13 protein-coding genes, 2 tRNA genes, 2 rRNA genes and 1 other annotated feature are annotated in these 18,578 nt (G+C 41.3%); of the genes, 11 read left to right on the plus strand and 6 right to left on the minus strand.

The window, feature by feature from the left end; genetic code table 11:
- Positions 1–610 (plus strand) — a sequence feature (16S ribosomal RNA rRNA prediction is too short).
- 100 nt (positions 611–710) lie between these two features.
- The 4 genes from G2999_RS04875 (at position 711) to rrf (ending at position 4,482) form a co-directional block, all read left to right on the plus strand.
- Positions 711–787, plus strand: a tRNA-Ile gene (locus G2999_RS04875).
- A 51-nt stretch (positions 788–838) separates the two neighbouring features.
- Positions 839–914, plus strand: a tRNA-Ala gene (locus G2999_RS04880).
- 379 nt (positions 915–1,293) lie between these two features.
- Positions 1,294–4,178 (plus strand): 23S ribosomal RNA (locus G2999_RS04885).
- Positions 4,179–4,366: 188 nt separating this feature from the next.
- Positions 4,367–4,482 (plus strand): 5S ribosomal RNA (gene rrf, locus G2999_RS04890).
- A gap of 78 nt (positions 4,483–4,560) precedes the next feature.
- On the opposite strand, the gene G2999_RS04895 is transcribed toward rrf, so the two are convergent.
- From G2999_RS04895 to G2999_RS04915, 5 genes are read right to left on the minus strand one after another with little or no spacing between them, the layout of a single operon-like run.
- On the minus strand, positions 4,561–5,115 hold the full coding sequence (locus tag G2999_RS04895; protein WP_010179310.1) for a DsrE family protein: 555 nt from the start codon (positions 5,113–5,115) through the stop codon (positions 4,561–4,563).
- A 60-nt stretch (positions 5,116–5,175) separates the two neighbouring features.
- Entirely contained in the window at positions 5,176–6,843 is a 1,668-nt protein-coding gene (locus tag G2999_RS04900; RefSeq protein WP_010179312.1) for an amino acid ABC transporter ATP-binding/permease protein, read from the minus strand.
- A complete protein-coding gene (gene cydD, locus G2999_RS04905) occupies positions 6,840–8,537 on the minus strand; it encodes a thiol reductant ABC exporter subunit CydD (RefSeq protein WP_010179314.1) in 1,698 nt (565 codons plus the stop codon). Before cydD ends, G2999_RS04900 begins: the two co-directional genes overlap by 4 nt.
- A gap of 3 nt (positions 8,538–8,540) precedes the next feature.
- Positions 8,541–9,542, minus strand: a complete 1,002-nt coding sequence (gene cydB / locus G2999_RS04910; protein ID WP_010179316.1) for a cytochrome d ubiquinol oxidase subunit II — start codon at positions 9,540–9,542, stop codon at positions 8,541–8,543.
- Positions 9,542–10,939 carry a cytochrome ubiquinol oxidase subunit I gene (locus tag G2999_RS04915; RefSeq protein ID WP_010179318.1) on the minus strand — a complete coding sequence of 466 codons (1,398 nt, stop codon included), beginning with the start codon at positions 10,937–10,939 and terminating at the stop codon, positions 9,542–9,544. Before G2999_RS04915 ends, cydB begins: the two co-directional genes overlap by 1 nt.
- 432 nt (positions 10,940–11,371) lie before the next feature.
- Here G2999_RS04915 and G2999_RS04920 point away from each other — a divergent pair, with 432 nt between their 5' ends.
- The 6 genes from G2999_RS04920 to G2999_RS04945 all read left to right on the plus strand — a co-directional run bounded on the left by G2999_RS04920 (position 11,372) and on the right by G2999_RS04945 (position 16,310).
- Complete coding sequence (locus G2999_RS04920; protein ID WP_029257395.1) at positions 11,372–12,184, plus strand: sulfite exporter TauE/SafE family protein; 813 nt, start codon at positions 11,372–11,374, stop codon at positions 12,182–12,184.
- 15 nt (positions 12,185–12,199) lie between these two features.
- Entirely contained in the window at positions 12,200–13,054 is an 855-nt protein-coding gene (locus G2999_RS04925) for an MBL fold metallo-hydrolase (RefSeq protein WP_010179322.1), read from the plus strand.
- A gap of 8 nt (positions 13,055–13,062) precedes the next feature.
- The gene (locus tag G2999_RS04930) at positions 13,063–14,733 is read left to right on the plus strand and encodes a bifunctional protein tyrosine phosphatase family protein/NAD(P)/FAD-dependent oxidoreductase (protein ID WP_010179324.1); all 1,671 of its coding nucleotides are present in this window, start codon (positions 13,063–13,065) and stop codon (positions 14,731–14,733) included.
- 98 nt (positions 14,734–14,831) lie between these two features.
- Positions 14,832–15,245: a YeeE/YedE family protein gene (locus tag G2999_RS04935; RefSeq protein WP_010179326.1), complete on the plus strand. Its 414-nt coding sequence runs from the start codon at positions 14,832–14,834 to the stop codon at positions 15,243–15,245.
- Between the two features lie 9 nt (positions 15,246–15,254).
- The gene (locus tag G2999_RS04940; RefSeq protein WP_010179328.1) at positions 15,255–15,683 is read left to right on the plus strand and encodes a YeeE/YedE family protein; all 429 of its coding nucleotides are present in this window, start codon (positions 15,255–15,257) and stop codon (positions 15,681–15,683) included.
- 24 nt (positions 15,684–15,707) lie between these two features.
- Positions 15,708–16,310 carry a bifunctional 2-polyprenyl-6-hydroxyphenol methylase/3-demethylubiquinol 3-O-methyltransferase UbiG gene (locus G2999_RS04945; RefSeq protein WP_010179330.1) on the plus strand — a complete coding sequence of 201 codons (603 nt, stop codon included), beginning with the start codon at positions 15,708–15,710 and terminating at the stop codon, positions 16,308–16,310.
- 42 nt (positions 16,311–16,352) lie between these two features.
- On the opposite strand, the gene G2999_RS04950 is transcribed toward G2999_RS04945, so the two are convergent.
- The gene (locus G2999_RS04950; protein WP_029257396.1) at positions 16,353–17,675 is read right to left on the minus strand and encodes a sigma-54-dependent Fis family transcriptional regulator; all 1,323 of its coding nucleotides are present in this window, start codon (positions 17,673–17,675) and stop codon (positions 16,353–16,355) included.
- Positions 17,676–18,210: 535 nt separating this feature from the next.
- On the opposite strand from G2999_RS04950, the gene G2999_RS04955 reads away from it, so the two are divergent.
- A complete protein-coding gene (locus tag G2999_RS04955; protein WP_156780217.1) occupies positions 18,211–18,540 on the plus strand; it encodes a hypothetical protein in 330 nt (109 codons plus the stop codon).
- The last annotated feature ends 38 nt before the right edge of the window (positions 18,541–18,578 follow it).

The following is an 18,578-nucleotide window of genomic DNA, read 5'->3' on the forward strand; positions in this document are numbered from 1 at the left end:
ATTGACGGGGGCCCGCACAAGCGGTGGAGCATGTGGTTTAATTCGATGCAACGCGAAGAACCTTACCTACTCTTGACATACTAGAAACTTTTCAGAGATGAATTGGTGCCTTCGGGAATCTAGATACAGGTGCTGCATGGCTGTCGTCAGCTCGTGTCGTGAGATGTTGGGTTAAGTCCCGCAACGAGCGCAACCCTTGTCCTTAGTTGCCAGCCTTAAGTTGGGCACTCTAAGGAGACTGCCGGTGACAAACCGGAGGAAGGTGGGGACGACGTCAAGTCATCATGGCCCTTACGAGTAGGGCTACACACGTGCTACAATGGCGAGTACAAAGGGATGCGAACCTGCGAAGGTAAGCGGACCCCTTAAAGCTCGTCGTAGTCCGGATTGGAGTCTGCAACTCGACTCCATGAAGTCGGAATCGCTAGTAATCGTAGGTCAGCATACTACGGTGAATACGTTCCCGGGCCTTGTACACACCGCCCGTCACACCATGGGAGTGGGATGCAAAAGAAGTAGGTAGCTTAACCTTCGGGATGGCGCTTACCACTTTGTGTTTCATGACTGGGGTGAAGTCGTAACAAGGTAACCCTAGGGGAACCTGGGGTTGGATCACCTCCTTACTATTACGTCTATTGACGCTTTTAATGTAGTGTTCACACAAATTGTTTTGTTATTAAATGAAGAGCGAAGAAAACAGCTTATATGACAGGCTTGTAGCTCAGCTGGTTAGAGCGCACCCCTGATAAGGGTGAGGTCGGCAGTTCAAGTCTGCCCAAGCCTACCATTTTTTATAAATGGTGCGTTGTAAAGTGGATGTTTTCTTTGTACATGTATCGGGGCTATAGCTCAGCTGGGAGAGCGCCTGATTTGCATTCAGGAGGTCAGCAGTTCGATCCTGCTTAGCTCCACCAATACATGTAATGAGATATACGAGCCTTAAAGAATGGTTTGTTTGACATAAAGTTAAGCTGATTATTCTTTAGGGTTTTTTACTCTAACGTGCATAGCACGATGTTCTTTAACAATTTGGAAAGCTGATAAAAGTAATCAATATTTAATGAAAGAGTAACTGAAAAATAGTCTATGTATTTAGGCGGTTTTTTCAAGAGCTACTCTATCTGACATTTATAATGTGATTCATTCACTTCGAGTGATGATGAACATTTTTGATTAGCAAATTATTGTCACTCATATAACAGCCATTAAGTTGGTAACCGACGACCGAAGCTAATAAGTCCTGCGTATCTCATGTATACATACAGGCATACAGAAGGCGGTTTAGGGTTGTATGATTAAGTGACTAAGCGTATACGGTGGATGCCTTGGCAGTTAGAGGCGATGAAGGACGTGTTAATCTGCGAAAAGCTGTGGTGAGCTGATAAAACGCGTAATAGCCACAGATGTCCGAATGGGGAAACCCACCGCTTCGGCGGTATCTGTACCTGAATATATAGGGTATGGAGGCAAACGAGGGGAACTGAAACATCTAAGTACCCTTAGGAAAAGAAATCAACCGAGATTCCCCTAGTAGCGGCGAGCGAACGGGGATTAGCCCTTAAGCGTATTGTAAGTAAGTGGAATGAGTTGGAAAGCTCAGCGATACAAGGTGATAGCCCTGTACACGAAAACGAACTTTAAGTGAAAACGAGTAGGTCGGGGACACGTGTTATCTTGACTGAATATGGGGGGACCATCCTCCAAGGCTAAATACTCCTAACTGACCGATAGTGAACCAGTACCGTGAGGGAAAGGCGAAAAGAACCCCTGTGAGGGGAGTGAAATAGAACCTGAAACCGTATACGTACAAGCAGTGAGAGCAGACTAGTTCTGTGATTGCGTACCTTTTGTATAATGGGTCAGCGACTTATATTTAGTAGCAAGGTTAACCGCATAGGGGAGCCGTAGCGAAAGCGAGTGTTAACTGCGCGTTTAGTTGCTAGGTATAGACCCGAAACCCGGTGATCTAGCCATGGGCAGGTTGAAGGTTGAGTAACATCAACTGGAGGACCGAACCCACTGACGTTGAAAAGTCAGGGGATGACCTGTGGCTGGGGGTGAAAGGCCAATCAAACCGGGAGATAGCTGGTTCTCCCCGAAATCTATTTAGGTAGAGCCTCGGACGAATTCCATTGGGGGTAGAGCACTGTTAAGGCTAGGGGGTCATCCCGACTTACCAACCCTTTGCAAACTCCGAATACCGATGAGAACTATCCGGGAGACACACGGCGGGTGCTAACGTCCGTCGTGGAGAGGGAAACAACCCAGACCGCCAGCTAAGGTCCCAAAATATTACTAAGTGGGAAACGATGTGGGAAGGCTAAGACAGCTAGGAGGTTGGCTTAGAAGCAGCCATCCTTTAAAGAAAGCGTAATAGCTCACTAGTCGAGTCGGCCTGCGCGGAAGATGTAACGGGGCTAAGTAATATACCGAAGCTGCGGCATTGTACTTAGGTACAGTGGGTAGGGGAGCGTTGTGTAAGCTGTTGAAGGTGTACCGGGAGGTATGCTGGAGGTATCACAAGTGCGAATGCTGACATGAGTAACGATAATGGGGGTGAAAAACCCCCACGCCGGAAGACCAAGGTTTCCTGTCCCATGCTAATCAGGGCAGGGTAAGTCGGCCCCTAAGGCGAGGCAGAAATGCGTAGTCGATGGGAAACGGATTAATATTTCCGTACTTGTATATTCAGTGAAGGGGGGACGGAGAAGGCTAAGCAAGCTTGGCGTTGGTAGTCCAAGTGAAAGTGCGTAGGGTTGATGTTTAGGCAAATCCGGACATCTACATGCCTGAGACACGAGACGAGCCACTAAGGTGGTGAAGTTGTTGATGCCCTGCTTCCAGGAAAAGCCTCTAAACTTATGAATATATGAACCGTACCCCAAACCGACACAGGTGGTCAGGTAGAGAATACTAAGGCGCTTGAGAGAACTCGGGTGAAGGAACTCGGCAAAATTGTACCGTAACTTCGGGAGAAGGTACGCCCTTGTTTGTGATGGGATTTACTCCTTAAGCAGATGAGGGCCGCAGTGACCAGGTGGCTGGGACTGTTTATTAAAAACACAGCACTGTGCTAAATCGAAAGATGACGTATACGGTGTGACACCTGCCCGGTGCCGGAAGGTTAATTGATGGGGTTAGCGTAAGCGAAGCTCTTGATCGAAGCCCCGGTAAACGGCGGCCGTAACTATAACGGTCCTAAGGTAGCGAAATTCCTTGTCGGGTAAGTTCCGACCTGCACGAATGGTGTAACCATGGCCACGCTGTCTCCACCCGAGACTCAGTGAAATTGAAATTGCTGTGAAGATGCAGTGTACCCGCACCTAGACGGAAAGACCCCGTGAACCTTTACTACAGCTTGGCACTGAACATTGAACCTACATGTGTAGGATAGGTGGGAGGCTTTGAAGCATAGTCGCTAGATTGTGTGGAGCCGCCGTTGAAATACCACCCTTGTATGTTTGATGTTCTAACATTGGTCCCTAATCGGGATTGTGGACAGTGTCTGGTGGGTAGTTTGACTGGGGCGGTCTCCTCCCAAATCGTAACGGAGGAGCACGAAGGTTGGCTAATCCTGGTCGGACATCAGGAGGTTAGTGCAATGGCATAAGCCAGCTTAACTGCGAGACAGACACGTCGAGCAGGTACGAAAGTAGGTCATAGTGATCCGGTGGTTCTGTATGGAAGGGCCATCGCTCAACGGATAAAAGGTACTCCGGGGATAACAGGCTGATACCGCCCAAGAGTTCATATCGACGGCGGTGTTTGGCACCTCGATGTCGGCTCATCACATCCTGGGGCTGAAGTCGGTCCCAAGGGTATGGCTGTTCGCCATTTAAAGTGGTACGCGAGCTGGGTTTAGAACGTCGTGAGACAGTTCGGTCCCTATCTGGTGTGGGCGTTGGAAGATTGATGGGAGCTGCTCCTAGTACGAGAGGACCGGAGTGGACGAACCGCTGGTGTTCGGGTTGTTTTGCCAAAGGCATTGCCCGGTAGCTACGTTCGGAACGGATAACCGCTGAAAGCATCTAAGCGGGAAGCCGGCCCAAAGATGAGTCTTCCCAAGAGATTTAATCTCTCTGTAGGGTTGTTGTAGACGACGACGTTGATAGGCAGGGTGTAGAAGCGTTGCAAGGCGTTAAGCTAACCTGTACTAATTGCCCGTGCGGCTTAATCATACAACGCCTAAGCTGCTTTAAAGTAGTTAGGTCGCGTATTGATAGTGACAATAAGATAATCAAAAAATAAGATGTTGATAAGAGTAGCGCTCTGGACATTAAATAGTTACGAATACTTTTATATAGCTTTTTCCAAATTAGTTAAGAACATGATGTTGATACATAGTTATCACATCGACCAGTTTTTGCTTGGCGACAATAGCGATACGGTACCACCTGACTCCATTCCGAACTCAGAAGTGAAACGTATTAGCGGCGATGGTAGTGTGGGGCTTCCCCATGTGAGAGTAGCACATCGCCAAGCTCCCATTACGAAGAAAGGCTTACCTCAGGGTAGGCCTTTTTTTATGCCTGTAGGAAAGTGGTAAATTATCATTTATATTTAGAAAGGATTAACAGAGTAGCCTTGTTGTTGTAATTGAGCATGAGCAGTCATCGCTGATAATTCAAGTTCAACACCCTTCATAACTTCACTATCATCGATATTCTGTGCGGCAGCACTTTGACCACATAAAATCACTTTCACATTATTCTTTATCAAAGATTGAATTAAGGGCAAATTAGGATTGTGTGTACCATATTTTTTTTGGTAATTAGCATCATTCAATAAATCTAATGTGGCCTTACCATGTACGACGAGTGCTAAATGTATATTAGCTTGTTTGACCCCAGCATTAACATGCATATTAATGAAACGCGCTAAACTATTAAATTTACGGTTAACTGTAGCAGGATCTGATGAAGCGCTACCCACATCAAATGCGACATGAAATGTCGATTCGGATGTGACTGTATTAGAAGGAACAGCTGCGTGTTTCCCAAATTTGTTAATGACGGGTCCGTCATTAAATGCTGTGGATTGTGCAAATGCATTCAATGGATATATTGGAAGTATGCAGGCAATTGCTAACGATATATATTTTTGTTTTAAGTACATTGTCTTACCTTATTTATTTAATAAATATCAGTCCGATGTTTATTGGTTTATTGAAAGTCCTTAGTTAATATCATTGTCTATATTTGTAGTTAACGATAGTATTTCAGAATTATCAACTTCTATATATTCTGCTTTTTCATGTGTAAGTAATACAATAATCTTGGACGATAACCATGGACTTATTTGTCGCCAAATACGTGCGGCCATGTTGTCATCAAGTCCATTAAAAGGTTCATCTAATACTATCATTTGAGGATTACGTAACAATATACGAGCTAAGCATATTCGTCTTGCTTGCCCACCTGATAATCGATAGCCAGATTCACCAAGCCACGTATTTAATCCTTCTGGTAAATCGTTAGCCCATTGATCAAGTTCAAGTTGATTAAGTACTTTCCAAACTCGTTCTTCATCGACTTCTGATATACCAATAGTTAGATTATAACCAAGACTACCAGCAAGGATTGTATTAGATTGCTCTAGATAGCCTATTTTTTGATACCAACTTATATGGGTGTCTTTTTCTAACGAACTACCAGCATTAATAATATAACGACTCTTATCATTGATAGGCACTACACCTGCCAACAAATCGGCAAGACTCGATTTCCCACTGCCGGATGGCCCGATTACATTAATAAATTGTCTGTGTTCAAGTGATAATGAGATGTCGATAGCATTGATATTTTGATGGTCAATAATTTTGACATCGATTGAAGTAACGTTATCTATCTCTTTGTGAATATTTGGTATAGATGTTCTTGGATCTTGTAGTGTACTAAGACGGTGTGCTGCGAAATGTGTTTTACCCCAAGTGCTGAACTGTGTAATGAAACTTTGAAATATCTCATTAGTGCCTAAAAACAACATTACAATCATGACGGCTTCTGGTCCGCTGATGATCTTAGATTCAAATGCATTCAATGTACAAATCACGACAATAAATAAATTAAGTTGTAATAGCCATTCAAGCCAATTTTGTAGTTGCACCGTTTTGGTATCGAGCTGCGATTGTGCTAGCGTTAGCTGAGTTATAGTGTCGTCAATGTTGACTTGATGACGTTTCATTACATTAAATGACTGAAGCTCTATGACACCATTGAGGTGATCTATAACCTGTACCCTTAGCTGGTTTAGTAATGTGTTTACTCTTTGTCCTGAAGATGAGGTTGAACGGATAGTGTATTGGATAGTTATACTTAACGTTAATAACATAAATAAAGCAACATAGAGTGCAAACTCTACCCACACCGTGCTTAGGAATAAACTGATAGTAATTATCAATAGAAGAGTGGCTATAGGTGGAATAATATAGCGAATAAGTATGCTATCTAGTGCATCAATATCCGCTGTTAATCGACCTAACCATTCACTGTCTGAGTTAAGACGTAAGTTAGAAAGTGGCATACTCACTAGTTGGCCAAACAAGGTGACACGAAATAATGCAATGAGGCGTAAAATAGTATCATGATTGTAAATACGCTCGACATAGCGACTTATCGTTCTACTCAAGGCAAAAAAACGAATACCAGAACCTGGTACATACATATCAAACGTCATTATTAGGCCAGCCGTAATACCAATCCCAGTTAATGTCGTCGCAGTAATAAACCAACCAGAAAGCATCAATAACGCAATACCTGATGCCATGGTTAGCCAAGTCATTATTATCCCTATACTCACTCGGGCAATATGCTTTTCAAAAATGAGTAAGAACCAAAACTTCATGAGAGAGCTACTCCATGAGTTCCAGTGTTGATTGACAAATCTGCTTGCTGGATTAAGGTTTCATCATGGGTCGCTACAATAACGAGTGATTCCTGTTTTAATTGGTTAATCGCTTTTATGACAAATGTACCGCTTTGTATATCCAGTTTAGCTGTTGGCTCATCTAGTAATACAACTGGACTGGGCTTGAGTAATATTCGTGCGAAAGCTATTCGTTGTAATTGCCCACCAGAAAGACCTGCCGTATGCTCACCTATGAGCGTGTCTAGTCCCTTATGCTTGGTATTCAATTCTTCAAGTAATCCAAGTAATGACAACGCATCAAGCATCTGTTGATCAGAAGCATGAGGTGCTAATGCGAGCAAATTATCTCGGATACTGGCATTTTTGATCCAAGGGGATTGTGGTAATAACGCATGATTGTTGCCAGTGGAAGGCTCAATATTAATTGACCCTTTTATGGGTTTTATATACCCCGCCAACGTATTTAATAAAGCCGTTTTACCTGATCCCGATTGACCGGAGATTATGACTAATTGTCCGGTGTGAGCCTTTAGGTTTAAATTGGTTAAGCAGACTTCAGACGTGTTGTAGCCGATAGATAAATCATGCATGGAGAGAGTCACTGCTTGTGAGAGTGAACTTAAATCTGTATTTAAACCGGCGTCACTTATTATAGAATACGTAATATCATCGACCGGTTGTAGCGCATCATGTAAATGGTGGGCCGCGCCAAGGGCTGTAGCTCGGTCATGATAAAACTGTGATAATGTCCTTAAAGGTTGAAAAAATTCAGGTGCTAAAATTAAAATGGCCAACCCTGAAAATAAGCTCAAACTCTCTGCCGGTCCCCATGTAATGGCACCATAGAGTGAGAAACCAATATAGATAGCCAATGCTGCAATTGCCACACTGGTAAAAAACTCTAATACTGTAGAAGACAAAAACGCTAAGCGCAGTGTACGCATGATAATATTACGATAACGGTTACTCGAGTCGAGTACTTCTTGCATAATTTCTTGTTGTGCACCGAGTAAGCGGATGGTGCTAAGTGCTGATACTCTGTCTAAGAAGTGCCCTACTAATCGTTGTCTTTGTAATGCGTATTTTTGATTCAATGATTCTGCACCCATACCTACTAATACCATAAATAAAGGAATAAGAGGTGCACTTATCAAGAGTAATAATGCACACAACCAGTTTAAATAAAAAACCACGCCGAGTATGAGTAGAGGTGAGATAACAGCAAGAGATTGCTGTGGCCAATATCGAGAATAATAACCATCGAGACTTTCAACATGTTCTATAAATTGACTCGCAAGTACTCCTTTAGACATGATTTTGAGTAACATTGGATTTGTGTTTCGCCACTTATCTAATAAGTTTTGACGAACATGGGAGCGTATATGAGCACTGGCTTTTTGAGCGTATATTGTTTGCATCTTTTGTAGCAGCGGTCGACTTAATAAGCTCAAGGCTAGCACGGTCAACAATGAAATTTGTTTTTGCAAATCAGCTTCAAATACAATGATTTGTTCAGCCAGAAACGCAAAGCTAAGCCATTGGACTAGCATCGCGATACTGGCTAATACACCAAATAATACAGATAACATCAGCGCCTTTCGTTCAGCGATGGCATGTTCGCGTAAAAACGCATTGCCAACGGAACGAGCGGGGCGGGGTGAACGAGCCATAGATTAGTGGTATCCGGTCGCTTTTACCTTGCCTCTAAATATCCAATAAGTCCATGTCGTATAGCCAAGCACAATCGGGATGACGAATAAAAATCCAAGTAATAAGAATAGTTGCGAATTATAAGATGATGCTGCATCCCAAATGGTAAATTTAGGAGGTACTATATAAGGCCATTTGCTCGCTAACAAACCTAAGTAACTAAACAGAAATATACCCATTGATGCAACAAAAGGCATACCGTCCTGACGCTTTTTGACGGATGTCATTACTAAGTATGCACAGAATAATGCAAGTGCAGGTAATGCCCATATTAAACTGACGCTGTCAAACCAACGACTCTTCACAAACGGATCCACGAAAGGTGTATAAATACATACGATAGTAAATACCACTAGCAATGCAGCTAATAATCGAGGAGTTAACTTATAAGCCCAATCTTGGACTTCACCTTCTGTTTTCATGATCAACCAGGTACTACCTAATAATGCATAACCAGCAACTAATCCCAATCCAGTGATCACGGTAAATGGAGTTAACCAGTCGAGAGGGCCGCCAGAATAAACAAACCCTTCAGTTTCAAATCCTTGTATATACGCTCCAACGACAGCTCCTTGAGCAAATGTAGCAACCGTAGAGCCTGCAGCAAATGACCAATTCCATAAATACTTAGATGTTTTAGCTTTGAACCTAAATTCAAAGGCGACACCACGAAAAATTAAGCCAGCGAGTAATAAAAACACACCAATATATAATGCGGGTAAAAAAACCGAATAGACCAGAGGGAATGCCGCTAATAAACCAGCGCCGCCAAGTACTAACCACGTCTCGTTTCCATCCCATACTGGGGCAACTGAATTCATCATTTGATCACGTGCAGCTTCACTGGGTGCAAACATGAAAAGTATGCCTTGGCCTAAATCGAAGCCATCCATCAATACATACATCATTAATCCAAAGCCGATAATACCAGCCCATATAATTGTTAAATCAAATGTAGGTTCCATTATTCATCTCCGTCGATAGCTACATGGGCAGCAGAAAAAGGTCTCATCGGTCTTTCGACTTCTTCTAATTCATGAGGTGCATTGGCTTTTTCCAGTCCGCCTTTAAATACTTGCAATAGGTAATATACGCCAGCGCTGAATACGCAAGAATACACAACGATGTAACCGATTAATGTGAATAATGCCATCCCACCAGTAAGTGAGGGTGTTAAACCTTGTGCGTGTGTCATTTGACCGTATATTAACCAAGGTGCTCGACCGGTTTCTGTGACTACCCAGCCAGCTAATACCGCGATAAACGGACTCAAACTCATAAAGCGTAGACCGTTTAAAAATATATTGTTGTGGTAGATGCGACCCTTACGTCGGAGCACGAGTCCCCACACACCAAAAGCAATCATCAATAGACCTAATCCAACCATAATACGAAATGACCAAAAAACGATAAATACTGGAGGTTGCTCTTCTATGGGCACCTCATTTAAACCAGGCACTACACCATCCCAGTCGTGGGTTAAGACGTAACTTGCTAACCCAGGAATAGCTACTTCAAAATGATTTTTTTGGCTTTCTTTGTCAGGGATCGCGAATAAAAGTAAAGGTACTTGACTGCTTGTTTCCCAGTTACCTTCCATCGCTGCTACTTTCATGGGTTGATGTTTCAATGTGTTTAGTCCATGAAAGTCACCAACTACAGCCTGTAACGGAGCGAGTACCAATAAGAACCAAAGCGCGATAGAAAGTGCTTTTTTATTGGCTTCAAGTTCTCTTTTTTGTAGGATAAACCATGCGCTCACACCTGCTACAACAAGCGATGCAGTTAAAAAGGATGCTAATGCCATATGAGCAAAACGGTAACCAAACGAAGGTGTAAATAACGAGTCAGCCCATGACGTGACATAATACATACCATTAATTAATTCTAACCCTTGTGGTGTCTGCATTAACGAATTAGCAGCTAATATCCAGAAAGAAGAAATGAATGTACCTGTCGCTACCATTATCGCAGCAAATAAATGAACACCTTGAGGTACTTTATCTCGACCGAACAATAATACGCCTAGAAAAGCAGCTTCCAAAAAGAATGCGGTAACAACTTCATAACTGAGTACAGGGCCAAGAAAATTTGCAGTAGCATAAGAAAAATTACTCCAGTTTGTACCAAATTGAAATGACATTACAATACCGGATACTACCCCTATCCCAAATACCACAGCGAATACTTGGATCCAGAATTTTGAGAGTTTTTGCCAGATGGGATTGTTAGTTTTGTAGTGTAATGTTTCAAACCCCGCAATCGTACTGGCAAGGCCTATTGTAAACACTGGGAAGATAGCGTGAAAGCACACTACAAAAGCAAATTGAATGCGTGAGAGTGTGAGCGGGTCGAGTTCCATATAATTACCTTTCGAATATTAAGCATAATGACTGATATTGCTACCCCATTAAAAATAGAGTAATCCTAATAAAGCAATAATTGAGCCAATATTATTCATTAAGGTGCTGACCAATAAAAAAAGCGGTTAGCAATGCCTATAAGCATGAATATCTATGGTCATTTCTATTATTCCAACGATAATTTCATTTATTGAAGATTTTCAAATTAGTAATGTCAGAGATAAAAACCTCAGTGATTTGACGGATATGTCAAAATAAATTGCCATATTTGTCTTAATTTATATAAAGCAAACATAAAATGTTAAAAATTGGTTGTGTATATGTGAAATAGGAACGCGGAAATTTTCAATAAATCAGATATTCTTAAATTGCATATGTTATTACTTAATGATATAACTATAATTATTAAAGAGCTATACAAGGGTTTAATTTTGCTGATTTTGGGTTTTCTTGCTGCCATTTTAATGGGTGTCGTGTTAGGTATTATCGGGGGCGGAGGTTCAATTCTGACTGTGCCTATCTTAGTATACTTAATGGCAGTACCGGCTGATATCGCAACTGGCTATTCGCTACTTATTGTTGGGGCGACAGCTGCATACGGGGCAATTTCGTATTTCAAACAAGGATTAGTTGATGTTAAGTCATCTATTATATTTGCAATACCTTCTATTATGGCTGTGTATTTAACTAGAGCTTATTTAATGCCCAACGTACCCGACACATTAAATATTGCTACTTTCTCGTTTAGTAAAAATGTCGCCATTATGGTGTTTTTCGCAGTGTTGATGCTTGTTTCTGCAGCCATGATGCTTAAAAAAGCTTATGCAGAGCCGATAACTTTACAGCAAGCGGGTTCAGATGTGGTAATGACGAAAAGCCCTAATATTCTATTAATCGCTGTAGAGGGCGCTTTTGTTGGTGTGATTACTGGCGTATTAGGCGCTGGTGGCGGCTTTTTGATTATCCCAGCACTTGTACTTCTAATGGGAATGCCAATGAAAAAAGCGGTGGGTGCATCGTTATTCATTATTGCCCTAAAATCATTGATTGGTTTTACCGGTGATCTCCAATCTGGCATAGATCTAGATATACCATTGCTAGGCATGATGCTGTTAGCGACATTCATCGGGATGACAATATCTAAGAAGATTGCAGGTAATCTGGAAGGTCAAACTTTGCAAAAGTTTTTTGCCTATTTCACCTTGGCCATTGCCGTTTTTATTATCGTTAAAGAAATATTATAAGTTTGGAGTTAAGCTATGCAAGTTAACATTTTTCACGACAACTCTACCGCTACATTTACCTATGTTGTTGTGGATGAATCTACAAAAAAGTGTGGGATCATCGATTCTGTTTTAGATTATGATCAGTTTTCAGCAACAGTTTCTTATGCCAATGCCGATAAAATTATTACGTTTGTAAAAGAGAATCAACTTGAAACTGAATGGATCTTAGAGACCCATGTTCATGCCGATCACATTACTGCTGCACATTATTTACAAGAGCAATTAGGTGGTAAAATTGCCATGGGGTCAGGAATAAAGCATGTCCTTGAATACTGGGTGCCAAAATTTGAAGTCGCAGCAGATACGCCACAAGATGGCTCTCAATACGATGTGCTATTTGATGAAGGCGATACCTTCAATATTGGTAATTTACCGGTGACCGTGTGGCACACACCAGGACATACACCTGCATGTGCGAGTTATTTAATTGAAAATTCAATATTTGTAGGTGATACTATTTTTGCTCCTCATCTTGGAACAGCAAGATGTGATTTCCCTGGTGGCAGTGCTAAACAGTTATTTGATACCGTTAAGCGCTTTTATACGCTTGCTGATGAGACAATTGTCTACCTAGGTCATGATTATCCCAAACCAGGTGATGAACCAATGGCTGCCACTACAATTGGTGAATCAAGACAGCACAATAGGCAGATCCAAACAGAAACTGAGCTTGAAGAATTCGTATCCAAACGAGAAGCTCGTGATAATAGTCTTGCGGTACCAAAGTTATTATTACCTGCTTTGCAAGCAAATATGCGAAATGGCCAGTTTGGGGCTCCTTCTGACCAAGGTCAGCAATTTATTAAAATTCCAGTCAACGTTTTATAGGTGTTATTATGGAAATTAAACATGTTACTAACGATATTTCAGTTTCTCCACAAATCGCTCCGAGCGATGTAAAAGCGATACATGAACTAGGCTTTAAAAGTATAGTGTGTAACCGTCCGGATGGAGAAGGAGCTGATCAGCCAGGTTTTTCGGAAATTAAACTAGAAGCTGAAAAGCTAGGTATGGAATGTGTTTACCTTCCTGTAACGACGGGTAAAGTTACCGATGAAGACGGTGTTGAATTTGGCGAGTCTTTGAAAGATCTCGCTACTCCTGTTCTAGCATATTGCCGTTCTGGTACTCGCTCGATCACGTTATGGGCGTTGTCTAGTGCTGGAGCACTCGGGCATGAAAGTGTTTTAGCGCATTCAAAAAGTGCTGGTTATGACTTAAGTGGCGTGGTTAATCGCTTAGTCAATGGCGGGAAAAACCCTTCTTCAAATATTGATTTTGAACACACCGTTGTTGTTGTTGGCGCTGGTGCCGCTGGTGTGGCAGTCGCATCTAGTTTAAAGCAACGTGATCCTAACTTAGATATAGCCATTATTGATCCTGCCGATGTTCACTATTATCAACCAGGTTGGACATTAGTCGGTGGCGGTGTGTTTTCAGCGGATGAAACCGTTAGAACAACGTCTTCCATCATACCTAAAAATGTGTCTTGGATTAAAGCTGCTGTCGCGGCATTTATGCCAGAACAAAACATATTGTTATTAGATGGTTGTCGACACGTTAAGTACGAACAGTTAGTGGTTTGCCCAGGCATAAAACTTGATTGGGATAAAATTGAGGGATTAAGTGAGACCTTGGGTCGTAATGGGGTAACTTCCAATTATCGTTTTGATTTAGCACCGTATACGTGGGAGTTAGTTCAATCGTTAAAAGGGGGGAAAGCCATATTCACGCAACCGCCAATGCCTATCAAATGTGCTGGTGCGCCGCAAAAAGCGATGTACCTTTCTAGTGACCACTGGACGAAGAGCGGCGTGTTAAAGAACATTAATATTGATTTTTTCAACGCAGGAGCAGTGTTATTCGGCGTTAAAGACTATGTCCCAGCATTAATGAAATATATTGAAAAATATAATATTAATATACACTTTACTCACAATTTAATTGCGGTAGATGGCGATAAAAAAATAGCCAAATTTAAAGCTGTTTCTGGTGATAAAGAAGAGATCATTGAAAAAGAGTTCGACATGCTACATGTCGTACCTCCCCAATCGCCGCCTGATTTTATCAAGGTAAGTCCACTGGCCGATGACGCTGGTTGGGTTGATGTAGACCAATCTACTTTACGTCATAAAAAGTTTAGCAATATTTATAGTTTAGGTGACGCGACTAATGCGCCTAATGCGAAAACAGCGGCTGCAGCACGAATGCAAGCACCCGTTGTCGCGGCAAACCTACTGCATGACAGAGGTATGAATATAGATAGAGCTATATATAACGGATATGGTAGTTGTCCTTTAACCGTTGAGCGTGGCAAAATTGTGTTAGCTGAATTTGGTTATGGTGGGAAGATCCTCAGTAGTTTCCCTTCATGGCTAATTAATGGCACAAAGCCTTCCCGATTAGCGTGGTATTTGAAAGAAAAGTTATTGCCACCACTATATTGGAAAGCGATGTTAAAGGGCAAAGAGTGGTTAGCTAAACCGAAGAAACCTGAATCGGTATAATTACCTTAGCTGAACCCTGTTAAATTATGACTCTACTTTTTGGATATAGTAGAGTCTTTTTTTGTTTTTATTAAGAAAAAATAAAGAAGGTTGAATTAATGAACGAGATATATTTACAAGCATTATTGGGTGGTGCTTTGATAGGATCGGCCTCAATTTTACTGATGCTGACATTGGGTAAAATCGCTGGTATTTCTGGTATTGTTTTTGAATCACTAAGGCCTGGTTCAACGGACAAAGGATGGCGCTGGTCATTTGTTATTGGTTTAATATGCGCACCACTTATTACCCAGATGTTTGGGTTTTCTCTTCCCTCTAATATTGAAGCCCCTCTGCTAACGTTAGGTATAGGTGGTTTATTAGTCGGCATTGGCACTAAAATTGGTTCAGGGTGCACTAGTGGTCATGGTATTTGTGGTATCGGAAGACTCTCTAAACGTTCGATCGCTGCGACGCTTACTTTTATGTTAACCGCTTTTGGTACTGTGACAGTACTGAATCATTTAGTGTAAGGATAGACAATGAAACAGATTTTAATTGGTTTGGTTACCGGCCTGCTATTTGGAGCAGGACTAACGATCTCGACAATGGTAGATCCTCAACGAGTGTTGGCATTTTTGGATATATTTGGTAATTGGGATCCTACATTAGCCTTTGTTATGGGGGGTGGTTTGATGGTGTATTTACCCATTTATTACGGTGTTGTAAATAAACGTAAGACCACATTTTTCTCGACACCTTGTGATATACCCAGTAATCAGGTAATTGATAAAAAATTGATCATCGGGGCTGCTCTTTTTGGTATTGGTTGGGGAGTAAGTGGAATTTGCCCAGGTCCTGCAATGACTAATATTTCATCGTTGAACAGCGGTATCCTTGTCTTTGTCATCATGATGTTGATAGGATTCTTTATCGGTAAAAAAAGTGAGAATTTACGCTTTTTACAGTAAGTATGATTCACTGAGAGATATCACATGTGGAATGATAGGTACAATACTGATGCGTTTGTTTATGGCACCGAGCCTAATGATTTCTTGCTGGCGCAGTTTGCTAAAATACCAGCAGGAGGTCATGTACTTTGCTTAGCTGAAGGTGAGGGTCGAAATGCTGTATTTTTAGCGGAACAAGGATATTGCGTAACAGCAGTTGATATGTCACATGTGGGCTTACAAAAAGCAAAAAGACTGGCTGAAAGTAAAGGTCTTCACATAGAAACAATCGTGGCAAATTTGAGTGAATTTGATTTTGGGGTAAATCGATATGACGGTATCGTATCTATTTTTGCTCATCTGCCATCGCCTATTCGAAAGCTTGTACATGCGAATGTAAAAGCGGCGTTGAAGGAAAATGGTATCTTTATTTTAGAGGCCTACACTGAAAGACAACTCTTGACGGATGGTGTGGGTGGCCCCCCTGCTTCAGCAAAAGATATGTTTATGTCTAGTGATATACTATCGGATGAACTGGAAGGAATGCAGGTTAATATGAATGTAGAGCTAACGCGAATTCTCAATGAGGGGACATATCACACAGGTAACAGTGAAGTCGTCCAGTGCATAGCCACTAAGTGTTTCTAAATAGTGGCTATGCTCTCTCTTAATGATAGTCTCTTAGTTAATCTAATCTAATTTAATGCCATACTTGTGTAACTTTCTGTATAGCGTTCGACTGCTCAGGTGTAGTTTTGAGGCTAAATCATCAATTGTAAAACCGCCTTTCTTGGACAGTGCTTCTAGATATTCGGCTTCGACTTCCTCAAGGGTCGGGATGACATCTGAGTCTGTAGATATTGCGTTGTATTGATGTTCATTCCATTGCTTATTAAACGAGTTATCGGTTCGGTTATCAGCCTCTAAAATGTGTTCAGGTAAGTCATCGAATTCAATCACATCCTCGTTAGCTAATAAAGCAGCATGTTCTACGGTATTTTTAAGTTCTCTAATATTTCCCGGAAAAGGGTACTGACATAAATAGGTTATTGCCTCATCGGAAAACCTTTTATTTCCATTTTTATTGAATTTGAGAAAGTATTGGCATAAATCCGGTATATCGGTAGAGCGCTCCCGTAAACTCGGCAGATTAATGGGAAAGCCAGCAATTCGATAATATAAGTCTCTCCTAAACAATCCCTGTTCGACTAAGGACAATAGATTTTTGTGACTAGCACAAATCAGTCTGAAATTAGCTTTACGCTGCTTCAACCCGCCAACGCTTCGATAAGATTGAGTTTCGATTAACCTTAATAATTTGACTTGCATACTTAACGCAACATCTGCAATTTCATCAAAAAAGACGGTGCCCCCATTGGCAATATCGATTAAGCCTTTTTTAGCATGAGTAGCCCCGGTAAATGCACCTTTCTCGTGGCCAAATAATTCAGATTCAAAGAGGTTTTCATTCAACCCAGTGCATTCAATGACGACAAACGGTTTATCTGCTCGTGGACTGGAATCATGAAGTGCTCTAGCGACTAACTCTTTACCTGTACCTGTTTCACCATGCAATAGGACAGAGATATCTGCCTGTGCTGCCCGATTAATTTTAGTTAACATGTGTTTGAAAGGAAGAGAATGGCCTATCATTTTATTTTGCTGAGGTTCAGCTGAAGCATAATTAATTTTGTCTAATATTTCTAAAAACCCGATCACCATGCCATCATTATCTTTGACCGGTTTCATTAAAATATCACAATACGTTTTACCCAAATCGGTATTATGTATATGCATGACATTACTTGATTTTTTCGAGTCTATACACGCTTTAATTGGACAGTCCTCACCATGTTGATCACAAGGACTAGCGTGATTGTGCGAAATTTCAAAACATTTACTACGATTGACGATCACTTCACTTTCATAAGTAGCGCGGTATGCCTGATTTACGGCCAAAATAGTATATTGAGTATTAATGAATATCGCAGGTTTATCGATAGCATCTATCATGTCTTGAACAGTGGCATTATTAATAATAATCACTCCTTCGCGTAGTTATTATTTTATGGTCTTATTAACGTAATACAGTGATAAACAGTCGCCAATATTTGTCTATTATTGTCATATATCTTTTACCACACAAGCATTATTTAACCATCTTGATTGTCCAGATTATTAAGCCACTAGAGAACGATCTGTTATGTCATAGATTAAATTACACTAAATCCTATAAAAGTTATTCTCGTAATACATTAGGTATTATTATTACTAGGAAATAAAGATGTCCATTATTAAACAAGAAGTACCAGAAGCGAATGTAGCTGGCGCATCGGCATAGATATCGCCACGCAACATAAGACGTTAAGCAATATGTGAAAATTTTAAAGTTAACAGGGTGACAAGTAACGGCCATCTCTGTTATCTTTGCTTAATTCCTTACTTTGAGACTATGGTTATCAATATCAGTCAGTCATTTTTCATTAAGCTGTGTTGCGGCATATTTTTTCTTCAGGCCATAGTTGCCAGTGCTTTGCCTGGCCATAGCTTGCAGTCGCTTAATGCTCAAAGCCAACAAGACGTCTTAGTCATATGTACAGGCAGTCAAACTAAATGGATTGCCGCTGAACGCTATTTTGATTTTGGTGAAATTATCGAAGTCATGCCTCCCTCTGATATCGATGAGACACAGTTATTATTTGCTTGCCCAGAAGCGGTAGCTAATGATCATAAACCATTTAGTTTAGCCCTCGCTAACCTTTCTGTACCAACACCAAATTATGTCATCCAATTGGTTTGGCAGCTACTGGACGGCTTACCTCTTACTCAACTTGCCTATGCTTTACCAAGTACCCGAGCACCACCGATCCTTCGTTAGTTATTCAACATAATCCCTTTTGTTAATTACTAACCCAG

The sequence above is a fragment of the Glaciecola sp. HTCC2999 genome (assembly GCF_000155775.1).
Lineage (GTDB): Bacteria > Pseudomonadota > Gammaproteobacteria > Enterobacterales > Alteromonadaceae > Opacimonas.

Bases quoted from the DNA above. Each gene is read 5' to 3' on its own strand.
- G2999_RS04895 (WP_010179310.1), bottom strand. From the start codon at position 5,115: ATGTACTTAAAACAAAAATATATATCGTTAGCAATTGCCTGCATACTT.
- G2999_RS04900 (WP_010179312.1), bottom strand. From the start codon at position 6,843: ATGAAGTTTTGGTTCTTACTCATTTTTGAAAAGCATATTGCCCGAGTG.
- cydD (WP_010179314.1), bottom strand. From the start codon at position 8,537: ATGGCTCGTTCACCCCGCCCCGCTCGTTCCGTTGGCAATGCGTTTTTA.
- cydB (WP_010179316.1), bottom strand. From the start codon at position 9,542: ATGGAACCTACATTTGATTTAACAATTATATGGGCTGGTATTATCGGC.
- G2999_RS04915 (WP_010179318.1), bottom strand. From the start codon at position 10,939: ATGGAACTCGACCCGCTCACACTCTCACGCATTCAATTTGCTTTTGTA.
- G2999_RS04925 (WP_010179322.1), top strand. From the start codon at position 12,200: ATGCAAGTTAACATTTTTCACGACAACTCTACCGCTACATTTACCTAT.
- G2999_RS04930 (WP_010179324.1), top strand. From the start codon at position 13,063: ATGGAAATTAAACATGTTACTAACGATATTTCAGTTTCTCCACAAATC.
- G2999_RS04935 (WP_010179326.1), top strand. From the start codon at position 14,832: ATGAACGAGATATATTTACAAGCATTATTGGGTGGTGCTTTGATAGGA.
- G2999_RS04940 (WP_010179328.1), top strand. From the start codon at position 15,255: ATGAAACAGATTTTAATTGGTTTGGTTACCGGCCTGCTATTTGGAGCA.
- G2999_RS04945 (WP_010179330.1), top strand. From the start codon at position 15,708: ATGTGGAATGATAGGTACAATACTGATGCGTTTGTTTATGGCACCGAG.
- G2999_RS04950 (WP_029257396.1), bottom strand. From the start codon at position 17,675: ATGATAGATGCTATCGATAAACCTGCGATATTCATTAATACTCAATAT.